Origin of the sequence: Actinophytocola sp., assembly GCF_035942955.1 — a bacterium.
Classification (GTDB): domain Bacteria; phylum Actinomycetota; class Actinomycetes; order Mycobacteriales; family Pseudonocardiaceae; genus DASYTH01.
Genome location: NZ_DASZCQ010000194.1, coordinates 1 through 14,304 on the forward strand (window position 1 = coordinate 1; position 14,304 = coordinate 14,304).

General features: G+C 70.6%; 9 protein-coding genes. 4 read left to right on the forward strand and 5 right to left on the reverse strand.

Features of this window, described 5'->3' with window-relative positions; translation table 11 throughout:
* Positions 1 to 32: 32 nt before the first annotated feature.
* The 5 genes from VGX25_RS19245 to VGX25_RS19265 all read right to left on the reverse strand — a co-directional run bounded on the left by VGX25_RS19245 (position 33) and on the right by VGX25_RS19265 (position 5,934).
* Positions 33 to 1,028 (reverse strand): enediyne biosynthesis protein, encoded by a 996-nt coding sequence (locus tag VGX25_RS19245; RefSeq protein ID WP_326919212.1) that lies wholly within the window; start codon positions 1,026 to 1,028, stop codon positions 33 to 35.
* Between the two features lie 6 nt (positions 1,029 to 1,034).
* Entirely contained in the window at positions 1,035 to 3,005 is a 1,971-nt protein-coding gene (locus VGX25_RS19250; RefSeq protein WP_326919213.1) for a CRTAC1 family protein, read from the reverse strand.
* On the reverse strand, positions 3,002 to 3,985 hold the full coding sequence (locus VGX25_RS19255) for a DUF1702 family protein (protein ID WP_326919214.1): 984 nt from the start codon (positions 3,983 to 3,985) through the stop codon (positions 3,002 to 3,004). The genes VGX25_RS19250 and VGX25_RS19255 overlap by 4 nt, the downstream gene beginning before the upstream one ends.
* A gap of 100 nt (positions 3,986 to 4,085) precedes the next feature.
* Positions 4,086 to 5,081 carry a DUF1702 family protein gene (locus tag VGX25_RS19260; RefSeq protein WP_326919215.1) on the reverse strand — a complete coding sequence of 332 codons (996 nt, stop codon included), beginning with the start codon at positions 5,079 to 5,081 and terminating at the stop codon, positions 4,086 to 4,088.
* A gap of 25 nt (positions 5,082 to 5,106) precedes the next feature.
* Positions 5,107 to 5,934 carry an AfsR/SARP family transcriptional regulator gene (locus VGX25_RS19265; protein ID WP_326919216.1) on the reverse strand — a complete coding sequence of 276 codons (828 nt, stop codon included), beginning with the start codon at positions 5,932 to 5,934 and terminating at the stop codon, positions 5,107 to 5,109.
* Positions 5,935 to 6,261: 327 nt separating this feature from the next.
* On the opposite strand from VGX25_RS19265, the gene VGX25_RS19270 reads away from it, so the two are divergent.
* The 4 genes from VGX25_RS19270 to VGX25_RS19285 all read left to right on the forward strand — a co-directional run bounded on the left by VGX25_RS19270 (position 6,262) and on the right by VGX25_RS19285 (position 14,284).
* On the forward strand, positions 6,262 to 12,090 hold the full coding sequence (locus VGX25_RS19270) for a type I polyketide synthase (protein WP_326919217.1): 5,829 nt from the start codon (positions 6,262 to 6,264) through the stop codon (positions 12,088 to 12,090).
* Between the two features lie 4 nt (positions 12,091 to 12,094).
* Positions 12,095 to 12,586 carry an acyl-CoA thioesterase gene (locus tag VGX25_RS19275; protein ID WP_326919218.1) on the forward strand — a complete coding sequence of 164 codons (492 nt, stop codon included), beginning with the start codon at positions 12,095 to 12,097 and terminating at the stop codon, positions 12,584 to 12,586.
* Positions 12,587 to 12,665: 79 nt separating this feature from the next.
* A complete protein-coding gene (locus VGX25_RS19280) occupies positions 12,666 to 13,133 on the forward strand; it encodes a flavin reductase family protein (RefSeq protein ID WP_326919237.1) in 468 nt (155 codons plus the stop codon).
* Between the two features lie 116 nt (positions 13,134 to 13,249).
* Complete coding sequence (locus tag VGX25_RS19285) at positions 13,250 to 14,284, forward strand: NAD-dependent epimerase/dehydratase family protein (RefSeq protein WP_326919219.1); 1,035 nt, start codon at positions 13,250 to 13,252, stop codon at positions 14,282 to 14,284.
* Positions 14,285 to 14,304 lie beyond the last annotated feature (20 nt).

Consider the following 14,304-nt stretch of genomic DNA (forward strand, 5'->3'; position numbering starts at 1 on the left):
CCCCCCCCCCCCCCGCCGCTCGTCCGCCAGAGTCATGCGGCCTTCGCTTCCTTCGTCGCGGCCGGAGCCGGCTCGGCGACCGGCAGAACCGTGGTCGTCGCCTTGGGCGGCTCGGTCTTGGCCTGCTGCGCCGCCTTGTTCACGATGTGCAGCGACCACAGGAACAGGCCCCGGATCAGGCACACCGACGCGGTGGCGAAGAACAGCCCGTACGCGATGTGCGCGACCATGAAGAAGCCGTACATGATCGCAACACCGGCGCCGAAGGCGAACTGGGAGAACGGCTTCGACGGCGTGGTGCCCGGGTCGGTCACCATGTAGTTGGTGTAGAGCACGAACGCCACACCGGTGGCCATGCCGAGCGCGGCGGGGATCGAGGTCTCGAACAGCCAACCGCGAACCACGGCCTGCAGGGCGAAGAAGCTCAGCCAGCCGAGGATCAGCCACATCCGCTTGGTCAGCATCGCGTTGAGCATGGTGCCGGACGCGATGATGATGCCGACGAGGATCCAGCTACCCCAGTCGTTGAGGTGCTCGGTGAAGTGGTACGGCGGGGCGATGCTGGCCCACGCGGGGAACAGCACCAGGATCATCGCGATGCCGAAGTTGGACGGGTTCATGTAGTGCCGCAACCGGCCCTTGACCGGAGCGCGCAGCACCCACTTCGCGCTCACCGCGACGAACACCCCGAACATCATCACCCAGATGCGGTCGTTGACGTAGGTCAACATGTTCACCGCGAGGGCGGTGATGTGCGCCGGGAACAGGAACTCCACCATGCCGCGCACACCGTTGCCGGCGAACCGGGGCGGCCGCTTCTCCGCCCGCGAACCGACGATCTCCAGCAGGATCTCGGTGGTGTAGGCGGTGGCGATGGCCGCCAGCGGCCAGGTCCACGGCTGCTCGAACCCGAGGAACAGGTAGCCGGCGATGTTGAAGATGGTGATCGAGATCGCGAACCGGCGCAGCGCGATGACGACCGTGGGAGCGTGGCGGGGCGGAGCCGCCTCTTTTGCTTGCTGTGACACGGTATGTCACCTCTCCTTGGCCTGGCTACCGAGCTGGAACTCGTGCCAGCCGGGGTTCAACTGAAGGTCCTGCTTGTGGGTCTGACCGCTGCGGTCCCGCCACTCCAGGCACACCTGCAGTGGGCCGCTGACGTTGCCGAGTCCGATGTGGACCTCGTGGCTGCGCTTGCCGGAGTGGCCGCTGCCGCCGTCCACGCGCTGGATGTACTCGCGCCCGTCGGACGTCTTCACGGTCACCTTGGCGCCGGTCACCGGCGAGCCGGCGGCGGGCAGCGAGCCGGGGGTCACCGAGTTCTCGTGCGTCAGGCGCAGGCCGAGGAACGCACCCGGGTTGGGCGCGGTGTTCTCGTAGAACACCGGCTCCTCGAACTGCCGGGACACGGCCACGTCGAGCAGCCCGTCGCCGTCGGCGTCACCGGTGGCGATGCCGCGGGTGGGCACCGGGATGGCCAGGCCGAGGTGCGGGGCGATGTCGACGTACCGGCCACCGTCCTCATTGGTCTTGGCGAAGAAGTGCAGCGTCTGCTCGCCGCCGATGTCGTCGCCGGCCCTGGCGTTGGGCCACCAGGTCGGGTCGTCCACCAGGTCGTCGTTCGCGGTCGCCAGCTCCTGCAGCTGCGGCCACCGGTTCACCTCACCGCGGACGAACCCGGTCGCCTGGGCGATCGCCAGCTCACCGCTGTTGTTGTAGTCGCCGACCTTGACGTCCCAGCCCCAGCCGGACCAGGCGGTGCCGACCTCGGCGCTGCGGTCGGTCCACGGGGCCTCGCCCTCGTCGAGCTTGGCGCGCAGCTCCTCGTTGGTGCTCACCGTGGACTCGAACTGGAAGTTGCTCTCCTGGATGCCCCACGGCGTGGTGATGTTGCTGACGAACAGGTCGAACACGCCGTCGTGGTTGAGGTCGGCGAAGTCGATGCCCATGCCCTTGAACGAGTCGTTGCCGATCCGCTTGGACTTCGGCACACCCGGCGTGCGCACCGTCTTCACCTCGTTGAACACGATGTTGCCCGGCGTGGACTGGTTGTACAGCAGGTGGTCGTGGCCGAAGTCGTTGGCGATGTACAGCTCCGGCCGCAGGTCGCCGTCCAGGTCGGTGGCGCTGGAGGCCAGCGTCCAGCCGTGGCCGGTCTCGCCGGGGAAGACGTCCTTGCGACCCTCGAAGGTGACCGTCGGCGGGGCGGGGGTGCTGCCGGTGTACCGGAAGATCCACTTCTCGCCGCTGTTCTTCGCGTGCGACATCGAGTCGTTCATCGTGACGCCGCCGCTCTTCGACGGGTCGAGCACCGGGCCGTCCGGGAAGTAGTTGCCGATGAAGATGTCCTGGTGCCCGTCGGCGTCGAAGTCACCGACGGTGGCCGAGTTGGTGTTCCACTCGGTGCCGTTGTAGCGCCCGTCCGGGCCGGAGTTGTTGCCGGGCACCAGCTCGGTCGGCTGGTAGGCGTTGGCGTCCAAAGTGGTCGCTCCGGGCTTGGCCAGGTAGATGATCGACGTGCGGCCCCACATGTAGACCAGCAGGTCCATCCGGCCGTCCTCGTTGAGGTCGGCGGGGACGCAGCCCATCGGCGCCATCACGTCGTTCATCGGCAGCGGCCGCGGGTCGAGGGCGAACGCGTCGTACCGGTCGCCGCCCTTGCCCGGGGTGGGGGTCACCACGACCTGGTCGGTCCTGGTGTCCACAAGGCACAGGTCGTTGGACAGGCCGTCGCCGTCCAGGTCGTTCATCGCGATGGCCGAGCCCACCGAGGAGATCCAGGCGTCGATGTGCGTGTAGTCCTGGTTCACCTTGCGGATCTTCTGCAGCTTGTCCGCCGCTGGCAGGTCGATGGCGTACGGCTTGAAGCCGTACGTCGCGGCCACGCGGTCCTGCTCGGCCGCGGACACCGTCGGCAGGCTGACCGCGAAGTACACCCCCACGGCCACCACGACGGCGATGACCCCGGGTAGCTGCCTGCGCAGCCAACCAACGATCGCGGTCATGTGCTTACACCTCCAAGAGAAACAACCTCACTGGCGATTCGCTGCCGCCACGTCTCGAAGGCGGGCACCTCGCCGTCAACTGGTGCATCAGGGCGGGCCGAGAGGCTCACCGCGGCGGCCGCCTCCGCGGTCATGCCGCAGAAAACCTCGGTGGCAAGCTCGGTGTGCGGCACCAGCAGGCCCTCGCTGATCCGGCACTCCGCGGCGAACACCGACCCCTGCGCCAGGATCGGCCGGTGCTCGCCGGCGCGGTCGCGGAACCTGATCAGCTCCGACCGCTCGACCCCGCCCGCGTACGTGGCCGCGAGGCCGGCGCCGCCCCACAGGTCGGCGTGCCGGGACTCGGGGAACGTCTCGATCAGGTCGGCCACCACGTCCGGGTCGCTGCCGCCCACGAACCACAGCGCGCGGCCGATCCCCTGGTCGATCGCGCGGTTGGCGTAGCCGCCGGCGTCGCCGCCCGGCCACGGGAAGTACGGGTCCTGGTAGTGCTGGTGCACGTACTTGCGGGTCTTGAAGTAGGCCTGGTGGAAGCCGTAGCCGTCCAGAACCAGCCAGCGCAGCAACGGATCGAGCGAGTCGGGCTTCGGCCAGGTGAACCGGGGCACCCTGGCCATCGCCCAGCCGACGCCCACGTAGATGATGTAGACGTGCTGCGAGCCGTGCTCGCCGGCCAGGAAGTCCGCGACGTGATGCTTGTGCCCGAACGGAAGCGCGTCGAGCACGGCGTAGCCCATTCCGGCGCCCTCGTAGGCGAAGCCCCTGAACCGGGTCGGAAGCTGCTCGAGCCGCTCCTCCGCGTCGGCAACCGTGCGTGCCTCGACCGCGTAGGCGTAGCCGTCCAGGAAATATCCGCCGATCGTCTCCAGCAGTTCCTGGGCTTCCGGGCTCTTCTTGTTGAAGCCACGCTTGTCGAGTAGTGTGGCCGATTTATTCGGTGTCAGGATTCGGCGCCTGAGCGCGCGCCAGCCATTACCCAACGCGTTTCCCCCCTATCAGGTGGAATCGTGGTGGAGGGTCGTCGAGAATACCTTGACAGATTTCTTGAGCGAGCGTCTACTCCAGACGTGCGCGCCGAGATCACGCCGCTCGGGCAGCCTTCTTGAAATGTGCGCGAATACGCTCGCGCCACAGCTCGTAGGCCGGCGAGCCGCCGGGGCCGGTCTCGTCGGGCGACACGGCGGTCCGGTCGGCGATGGCGACCGCGGCGTCGATCGACAGCCCGGCCAGCGTGGCCGCGGCGAGCCGGGTGTGCTCGGGCACGAAACCCGCGTAGGTGCGGGCTTTCACCGCGAAGACGACCCCGAGCGCCAGCTCGTCGTGGTACGGCCCGGCCGCGGCGCACAGCTCGGCCAGCCCCTGCTCGGCGCAGCCGCCGGCGAACGTCGCGGCCAGCCCGACGCCGCTCCACAGGTCGGCCTGCCGGTGCGGGGCGAACTTCCGCACCGCGTCGGCAACCCGACCGGGCAGGGCGCCGTTGATGAACCACAGCGCCCGGCCGATGCCCTGGTCGACGGCGCGCAGGAAGTAGTCGGGGTTGCCCTCCCACGGGTAGGGCTTGGGCACGTGCTGCCGCTCGACCCAGCGCCGGGTGTCGAAGTAGGCGCGGTCGAACCCGAAGCCGTCCACCGCCAGCCAGCTCATCGTCGGGTGGTACGGCGTGTCGCCGAGCTCCGGCATCACCTTCTTCCACAGCACCCGCGGCAGCCGGGCCATCGCGAAGCCGATGCCGATGTAGGTGAGGAAGATGTGCGGCCGGCCGGGCCCGAGCAGCAGCTCGCGCGCCCGCCGCCCGCGCCCGCCGGCCATCGCGTCGCGCACCGTGAACGCCATCGTGGCGCCCTCGTAGGCGAACCCGCGCAGCTCGGGCGCCACCGTCTCCAGCCGCCGCTCGACCTCCCACAGGCTGCGGGCGTCGATTCCCCATTCGAAGCCGCAGATCACCGACTGCGGAATGGCCTCGAGATGCTCGACCGCGGTCGAGCCGGCGACCGGGAAACCGCGCCGGGCGAACGTCACGGTCTCCAGCTTCGGGGTCAGCAGCAGGCTGCGCAGCGCACCAAGAAACGTCGGCATGTTCCCTCCCGGTCGTCGCGGCCGCTCAGCCGGCCAGCGTCGGCGGCGACCAGGCGTTGATCACGAACTTGGTGTCGTCCACCGCCGGATCGCTGTTGAGCATCAACTGGTAGAGCTGGCGCAGCCGTGGGGAGGGGTCGACGCCGAGCTGCTCGCTCATCGTGACCCGCATCGAGTGGTAGACCTCGAGCGCCCGGCCCTGCTGGTCGCTGCGGTACAGCGCGAGCATGTGCTGGGCGCAGAAGTTCTCCATGAACGGGTGCCTGGCGCACAGCGCGGCCAGCTCACCGAGCAACTGGTGGTGCTTGCCGAGATAGAGGTCGGCGTCGATGCGCAGGGTTACGTCGGCGAGCCGGATCTCCTCCAGCCGCATGGCCTCGATCTCCAGCTGCGAGCCCGCCGTGATGTCCACAAGAGCCGGTCCCCGCCACATGCCGAGCGCCTTGGTGATGATCTTTCCGGCGGTCGGGTAGTCGCCGGCGGCCGCGGCGTTGCGGCCGGTGGCCGCCAGCTTGTCGTACCGCACCGCGTCGATCGCGTCGGGCGGCACGTTGAGCAGGTAGCCGGTCTGCTTGGTGACCAGAATGTCCTTTGAGGACGTTCCGGACTCGTCGGCGAGCGCATCCCTGAGCTTGCGCCGAAGTTGCAGCATGTAGGTCTGCAGGGTGGCCGCGGCGCTGCGCGGCGGCCGGTTCCCCCAGATCTCCTCCATCAGAGCGGCATTGGTCACAACGCTGCCAGCATTGATCGCGAGCATCGCCAGGACCTGCCGCGGCTTGCTTGCGGTCGGTACGACCGACCTGCCCGCGATGGAAACCTCCAGCGGGCCAAGGATCCTGATTTCAGCTAGCATTGGTTGGGCTCATTTCGCCGTTGATATATACCCATAGTACGGACCTGCGTGCTAGAAGCGTTCTTCCCGCGTGCCAGGTGACCCATGCCGGCGGCGGGAAAGTCCGCACTCTCGGAGAAGCCGCGCCCGCCGGTCTCGATTACCTTCGTGGATCCGCTCAAGGGTTGATCCAGCCGGCCGGCGCAAAGCACAGCAGGAGTAGGCACCGGCTCGGCGCGTGTTGCACGCTGGATTGAAGCAAGTCCGTGTGCTGGTCGGTTTCGCCGTATTGGCGACCGATAGCGCGCGGCCGGAATCTGAATACCCCTGTATCCCGGGCGGTGACGTGTGAGCAACGAGCGGATCGCCATTGTTGGCATCGGTCTGCGTTACCCCGATGCGAATTCGCCGGAGGAGCTCTGGGAGAACGTGCTGGCCGGACGGCGCGCGTTCCGCAGGCTGCCGGACGAGCGGATGAACCAGGCCGACTACTGGTCGCCGGATCCGCACGCACCGGATCGCTTCTACTCCAAGAAGGCCGCGGTGCTGCGGAACTTCGAGTTCGATCGGCTCAAGTACAAGATTGCCGGCAGCACCTACCGGTCGACCGACCTGACGCACTGGCTGGCGCTGGACGTCGCCGCCCAGGCGCTGGCCGACGCCGGGTACCCGGAGGGTGAGGGCCTGCCGCGGAAGGCCACCGGCGTCGTGCTTGGCAACAGCCTGACCGGTGAGTTCTCCCGGGCGAACCTGATGCGGCTGCGCTGGCCGTACGTGCGCCGCACGCTCGCCGCCGCGCTGACCGCCAAGGGCTGGTCGGAGGACGAGACCAGCGCGTTCCTGCGCGAGCTCGAACCCACGTACAAGGCCCCGTTCCCGCCGATCGACGAGGACACCCTCGCCGGCGGGCTGGCGAACACCATCGCCGGGCGGGTGTGCAACTACTTCGACTTCGGCGGCGGCGGGTTCACCGTGGACGGTGCGTGCTCGTCCTCGCTGCTGGCGATCGCCAACGCGGCCAAGGCGTTGGTCGACGGCGACCTGGACGTCGCGCTGGCCGGCGGCGTCGACCTGTCGATCGACCCGTTCGAGGTGATCGGCTTCGCCAAGACCGGCGCGCTGGCCAAGGGCGAGATGAAGGTCTACGACAAGGACTCCAACGGGTTCTGGCCAGGCGAGGGCTCCGGCGTCGTGGTGCTGATGCGCGAGTCCGACGCGATCGCAAGCGGCCGGCGGATCTACGCGTCGATCACCGGCTGGGGCATCTCCTCCGACGGCAAGGGCGGGATCACCCGGCCCGAGGCCGCCGGCCACCAGCTCGCCCTGGCCAGGGCCTACGAGCGCGCCGGCTACGGCGTGGAGACCGTGTCCTACTTCGAGGGCCACGGCACCGGAACCGCGCTCGGCGACGCCACCGAGATCAAGGCGCTGTCCACCGCGCGCCGGGAGGCCGACCCGACCGCCCCGCCGGCCGCGCTGGGCACCGTCAAGGGAAACATCGGGCACACCAAGGCCGCGGCCGGCGTCGCCGGACTGATCAAGGCCACGCTTGCCGTGTACCACCAGGTGATCCCGCCGAGCACCGGGCACTACGACCCGCACCCCAGCCTGCTGGAGGACTCGCCGGCGCTGGTCGTGCCGCGCGAGGCCCGGCTGTGGCCGGACCAGATCCCGATCAGGGCCGGCGTGTCCGCGATGGGATTCGGCGGCATCAACTCGCACATCGCGCTGGAGCAGGCGCCCGGCCGGCAGCGCCGCACGGCGCTGAACCGGCGCACCGAGGCCCTCGTCTCCGGACGGCAGGACGCCGAGCTGCTGCTGTTCGACGGGCACACCGCGGGCGAGCTGCGCGACCGGGTGGCGCGGGTGGCCGAGCTGGCGCCCAAGCTGTCGTTCGCCGAGCTGGCCGACATCGGCGCCACGCTGGCCGCCGAGCTGGGCGGCGGGCCGTTCCGGGCCGCCGTGGTGGTGTCGAACCCCGAGGAGGCCGAGCGCAAGCTGGGCCGGGTGCTCGCCGAGCTCGACGAGGGCCGCACCGCGCTGTTCGCCGCGTCCGACGGGGTCTACCTCGACCACCGGCTCGACGCGCCCCGGATCGCCTACCTGTTCCCGGGGCAGGGCTCCGGCCGCGGCACCGCGGGCGCCATCCGCCGCCGATTCTCCGTGGCGGACAACGTGTTCCGCACGGCCAACGTGCCGGCCGGCGGTGACCAGGCGGCCACCGAGGTGGCCCAGCCGCGCATCGTCGCCGGGTCGCTTGCCGGCCTGCGGGTGCTGCACAACCTCGGCGTGGACGCCGACATCGCGGTCGGGCACAGCCTCGGCGAGCTGACCGCGCTGGCCTGGGGCGGCGCGCTCGGCGGTGGGGAGCTGCTCAAGCTGGCCACCGCCCGCGGCCAGGTGATGGCCGGCACCAGCGAGGAAGGTGGCGGCATGGCCGGGATCGCGGCCGAGCCGGAGCGGGTCACCGCCCTCATCGGCGGCCGGGACGTGGTCATCGCCGGCTACAACGGTCCACGGCAGACGGTCATCGCCGGCCCGGCCGGCGCGGTGGACGAGATCTGCGCCGCGGCCAGGGCCGAGGGGATCACCGCCACCCGGCTGAACGTCTCGCACGCCTTCCACTCCCCGATGGTGCAGCCCGCCGCGGACGCGATGACCGGTGCGCTTGCCGAGATCAACTTCTGGGGCCTGAACCGGACCGTCGTGTCCACCGTGACCGGTGAGGTCCTCGACCCGGGCACCGACCTGCGCGCGCTGCTGCGCGACCAGATCGTCAAGCCGGTGCGGTTCCACGAGGCCGCGGCGCGCGCCGTGGCCGACGCCGACCTCGTGCTCGAGGTCGGGCCGGGCCGCGTGCTGTCCGGTCTGGTCAGCGAGATCGCGCCGGACAAGCGGGTGCTCGCGGTGGACACCGACAGCGCCTCGCTGTCCGCGCTGCTCGGCGCCGTCGGTGCGGCGTTCGCCATGGGCGCTTCGGTGGACGCGCCGGTGCTGTTCGCCGACCGGGCGGTGCGGCCGATCCCGCTGGACGCCGAGTTCAACTTCCTTGCCAGCCCGTGCGAGGCGGCCCCGGACATCGAGGCCGGCCTGCTGGCCAGCTCGGACAACCCCGAGGGCGCCACCGCCTCGGCCGGCGCGGAGAGCGCGGAGAGCGCGGCGAGCGGGGACGGCGCCCAGGTGTCCACTTTGGACCTGCTGCGCAAGCTGGCCGCCGAGCGGGTCGAGCTGCCGATCGACGCCGTCACCGCGGACACCCACCCGCTTGACGACCTGCACCTGAGCTCGATCACCGTCGGCCAGATCGTCAACGACGTCACCCGCGAGCTCGGCCGGCCGACGCTGTCGGCGACGGCGAACTTCGCGACCGTGTCGCTCGGCGAGCTGGCCGAGATGATCGACTCGCTTGAGGAGACCGCGGGCGACGGCGACTCCGGCAGCGCCGAGGTTCCCGGCGTCGCCGCGTGGGTGCGGCCGTTCTCGGTGGACTACGTGCCGACCGGCCGGCCCGCGCTCGGCGTGGGCACCGGCTCGCCCGGCACCTGGAAGCTGTACGCGCCCGCCGGGCACCCGCTGGCCGAGCGGTTGCGCGCCGCGCTGGTCGAGGCCGGCATCGGCGACGGGGTGCTGCTGTGCCTGCCCGACTCCGGCGAGGAGCACGTCGAGCTGTTCCTCAAGGCGGGCAAGGCCGCCGTGAGCGCCGCGCCCGGCACCCGGTTCGTCGTGGTGCAGCACCGGCTCGGCGCGTCCGGCCTGGCCCGCACGCTGCACCTGGAGAACCTCGCGGTGCCCACCACGGTCGTGGAGCTGCCCGACGTGACGTCCAGCAAGCCGGCCGACGTGGAGGCCGCGGTGACCCGCGTGGTCGCCGAGGCGTCGGCCACCACCGGCTACACCGAGGTGCGCTACACCGCCGACGGCACGAGGTTGGTTCCGGTGCTGCGGGCCCTGCCCGTGCCGGCCTCGGTGCCGGAGGGCGCAAGCCCCCTCGGCGCCGACGACGTGCTGCTGGTCACCGGTGGCGGCAAGGGAATCACGGCCGAGTGCGCGCTGGCCATGGCCAAGGACTCGTCGGCCAAGCTGGCCCTGATCGGCCGGGCCGACCCGGCGCAGGACGAGGAGCTGTCGGCGAACCTGGCCCGGATGGCCGCGGAAGGCGTGCGGTACCAGTACGAGCGGGCCGACGTCACCTCGGCCGAGCAGATCAAGGCCGCCGTGCAACGGTTCGAGGCCGAGCTCGGCCCGGTCACCGCCGTTCTGCACGGCGCGGGGCGCAACGAGCCGAGCGCACTGTCCAACTTGGACGTCGAGAGCTTCCAGCAGACGCTCGACCCGAAGATCGCCGGGCTGCGGGCGGTGCTCGATGCCGTCGACCAAGACCGGATCAAGCTGCTGATCACGTTCGGCAGCATCATCGGCCGGGCCGGGCTGCGCGGCGAGGCGCACTACTCGACCGCCAACGACTGGATGACCGAGCTGACCGTGCGGTTCGGCGAGGAGCACCCGCAGGCTCGGGTGCTTGCGCTGGAGTGGTCGGTCTGGTCGGGCGCCGGCATGGGCGAGAAGCTCGGCGTGGTCGAGGCGCTGCTCCGCGACGGCATCACCCCGATCTCGCTTGAGAACGGGCTGGCCGTGCTGCGCAGGATCCTGGCCGACCCGTCGGCCGGACCGGTGCTGGTGGTCAGCGGGCGCACCGGCGGCGCGCCGACGGTCACGCTCGAGCGGCCCGAGCTGCCGCTGACCCGGTTCGTCGACCGGGTGCTCGTGCACTACCCGGACGTCGAGCTGGTCACCGAGGCCGAGCTGTCCGCGGGCAGCGACCCGTACCTGGAGGACCACCTGCTCGAGGGGGACCTGTTGTTCCCCGCGGTGATCGGCATGGAGGCGATGACCCAGGTCGCGGCCGCGGCCAGCGGCCGGACCGGCGCCCCGGCGCTGGAGAACGTCGAGTTCCTGCGGCCGATCGTGGTCCGGCCGGGCTACACCACCACGGTCCGGCTGGCCGCCCTCGTCACCGACGCCGAAACGGTCGACGTGGTGATCCGCAGCGAGGAGACCGGGTTCTCCGCCGACCACTTCCGTGCCACGCTTCGGTTCCCGCGGCCCGACCTGCCCGAGTACACCGCGACGGAGGCGTTGGCCCTGCCGACCATCCCGGCCGACCCGATCACGGAGTTCTACGGCGGCGCGATGTTCCAGGGCAAGCGGTTCCAGAAGCTGCAGGCCTACCGCAGGGCCAGCGCCCGGCACGCCGTGGCGGAGCTGGGCACCACCACCTCGGCGCCGTGGTTCGCCGCGTTCCTGCCGCAGGACCGGATGCTGGCCGACCCGGGCACGCGCGACGCGGTGATGCACTCGATCCAGTGCTGCGTCCCGGACGCCACGCTGCTGCCGCAGGGCATCGAGAAACTGTACCTGGCCAACGTGTCCGATCAGGACACCGACTACGTCGTGATGGACGCCCGCGAGCGGTTCCAGGACGGCGACAGCTACACCTACGACATCGACGTGCTCACCCCGAACGGCAAGCTGGTCGAGCGGTGGGAGGGCCTGACCCTGCGCGCGGTGCGCAAGAAGCACGGCGCCGGTCCGTGGACGCCGTCGCTGCTCGGGTCGTACATCGAGCGGTCGCTCGAGCGGGTGCTCGGCGGCAGCCGGGCGGTCGTGGTCGAGCCCGACCCGCCGGGCGAGTCCGACCGGCGCACGCAGACCGAGCTGGCCGCCAGCCGGGCGCTCGGCCGCACCGCGCAGGTGCGGCACCGGCCGGACGGCAAGCCGGAGCTCGACGGCGGCGGCGCGGTGACCGCGTCGCACGGTCCCGGCGTGACGCTGGTGGTGACCGGCGAGGGGCGGCTCGGCTGTGACGTCGAGACCGTGTCGGACCGAGAGCAGCAGGCCTGGACGGACCTGCTCGGCGGGGATCAGATCCCGGTTCGCGACCTGCTGGTGGCCGAGGCCGGCGACACCGAGGCGGTGGCGGGCACCCGGATCTGGAGCGCCCTGGAATGCCTCCGCAAGACAGGTTCGACAGTGCAGGCGTTGACCGTCGACCGGGTCGAGTCGGAGGGCTGGGTCGTGCTGTCCGCCGGCGACGCCAAGATCGCGACCTGGGTGACCACCCTGAACAACCTGCCCGACCCGGTGGTCTTCGCCGTCCTGTCGGGAGAGGAGTACTGAAACGATGACTGGGTACTACGAGATCCGCCACACCGTGGGGTTCGAGGAGACCAACCTGGTCGGCAACGTCTACTACGTCAACTACCTGCGCTGGCAGGGACGTTGCCGGGAGATGTTCCTCAAGGAGAAGGCGCCGCAGGTGCTCGCCGAGCTGCAGCACGACCTGAAGCTGTTCACGCTCAAGGTGGAGTGCGAGTTCTTTGCCGAGATCACCGCGTTCGACGAGCTGTCGATCCGCATGCGACTCGAGGAGCTGACCCAGACCCAGATCCAGTTCAGCTTCGACTACGTCAAGCTCAATCCGGGCGGGCTGGAGAACCTGGTGGCCAGGGGGCGGCAGCGGATCGCGTGCATGCGCGGGCCGAACACCGACACGGTCCCGGCGCGGGTTCCCGGTCAGCTCAAGGAGGCGCTGGCGCCGTACGCCGAGGCCCCGGCCAGGACGTCGGGTGCGGCACGGGTCGAGGCGTCGGTCGGGCACACCGCGGGAGGCTGACGTGGCCATCGAACGCCACCTGTCCGCGGTGCAGTCGCCGGGCTCGCCGAGCACGTCCCCGGCCGTGCTGCGGGATGTCATGTCCCACTTCGCGACCGGGATCACCGTGCTCACCGCGGGCGGGGAGCACAGCCATGCCATGACCGCCAACGCGTTCACGTCGGTGTCGCTCGACCCGCCCATGGTGCTGTGCTGCGTCGCCCGCACCGCGCAGATGCACGAGGCGATCCTGCGCACGCGTAGCTTCGGGGTGAACGTGCTCAGCGCCGACCAGGAGTGGGTGGCCCGGTACTTCGCGAGCCGCAACCGGCCGAAGGGGATGGCCCAGTTCGACGAGGTGGACTGGTTCGCCGGGCCGCGCACCGGGGCGCCGCTGATCGCCGGTTCGTTGGCCTGGCTGGAATGCGAGCTCGCCCAGGTCTATCACGGCGGGGATCACTCGATCTTCCTCGGCACGGTGCTCGACGCCAGCCGGAGGTCGGGCGAGGCACTGCTGTTCTTCGGCGGGGGTTTCCACCAGGGGATGCCGTCGGCCAAGAGTGCCTGACCGCTTTCTGTGCTAGTGGATACCAATCCGACCGAAAGTAGGCGATCCCGAAGGTGTGGCAGTTGCGGAAAGTCGGCCTACTTTCGGCCTTCTTGGTATGAGGAGAGAGAAGTCGCATGCTGGTGAGCGTGACGGGCGGCGCCGGCTTCGTCGGCGCCCACTCGGTGGCCGCGATCGTCCGGTCCGGTCACCGGGTTCGGCTCCTGGTCCGTGACGAGTCCACAGTGGAACCCGTATTGGCGCCGCACGGCGTCTCCGCCGCGGCGGTCGACGTCGTGGTGGGCGACGTGCTCTGCGCGTCCGATGTGGACAATCTGGTGCGGGGGGCGGACGCGGTGCTGCACGCGGCGTCGGTCTACTCGTTCGACAGCCGGCAGCGGGGGCGGATGCGGCGGACCAACGAGGCGGGCACCGAGCTGGTGCTGGCCGCCGCGCGGCGGGCCGGGGTGGGACGGACCATCTACGTGTCCAGCGTGGGGGCGCTGTTCCCGGCCCGGGTGATCGACACCTCCTCGCCGGTGGGGCGGCCGCGGGAGGCGTACCTGGCCAGCAAGGCCGCGGCCGAGGCGGTGGCGCGGCGGCACCAGGACGACGGCGCGCCGGTGGTGATCACCTACCCGCCCGCGCTGCTCGGGCCGCACGATCCCAAGCTGGGGGACCAGACCACGAGGCTGCGCAACGCGTTGCGCGGGCTGATGCCGATCTGGCCGCTTGGCGGGCTGCCGATCGGCGACGTCCGGGACACCGCGACATTGCACGCCTCGCTGCTCACCGGACCCGTGTCCGGTCGGCATTTCGGGCCGGGCCACTACCTCACCACGCGAGAGTATGTCAGGACTCTGCGGGAGATCACCGGCCGGACGCTGCCGACGGTGTACTTACCCGCGCGCTCCATGGTGCCGATCGGGTTGCTCGCCGACCTGGTGCAGCGGGTCTGGCCGTGGCACATCCCGGCCGAGTACGGCGCCATCTACACCTGCGCCTGCGCCGCCAGGGTGGCCGAGGACGCCAGCACCAACGGGATCCCGGCCCGGCCGGTAGGGGAGACGTTCCGGGACACGGTGCGCTGGCTGCACGGCGAAGGTCTGCTGTCCGACCGGGCGGCCGGCAAGGCCGTCGTGGCGGACCCGGTTGAGGTGGTGACGGTATGAGCGCCCCCGAGTACGGCTTC

Bases quoted from the DNA above. Each gene is read 5' to 3' on its own strand.
- VGX25_RS19250 (WP_326919213.1), bottom strand. From the start codon at position 3,005: ATGACCGCGATCGTTGGTTGGCTGCGCAGGCAGCTACCCGGGGTCATC.
- VGX25_RS19260 (WP_326919215.1), bottom strand. From the start codon at position 5,081: ATGCCGACGTTTCTTGGTGCGCTGCGCAGCCTGCTGCTGACCCCGAAG.
- VGX25_RS19265 (WP_326919216.1), bottom strand. From the start codon at position 5,934: ATGCTAGCTGAAATCAGGATCCTTGGCCCGCTGGAGGTTTCCATCGCG.
- VGX25_RS19275 (WP_326919218.1), top strand. From the start codon at position 12,095: ATGACTGGGTACTACGAGATCCGCCACACCGTGGGGTTCGAGGAGACC.
- VGX25_RS19280 (WP_326919237.1), top strand. From the start codon at position 12,666: ATGTCCCACTTCGCGACCGGGATCACCGTGCTCACCGCGGGCGGGGAG.
- VGX25_RS19285 (WP_326919219.1), top strand. From the start codon at position 13,250: ATGCTGGTGAGCGTGACGGGCGGCGCCGGCTTCGTCGGCGCCCACTCG.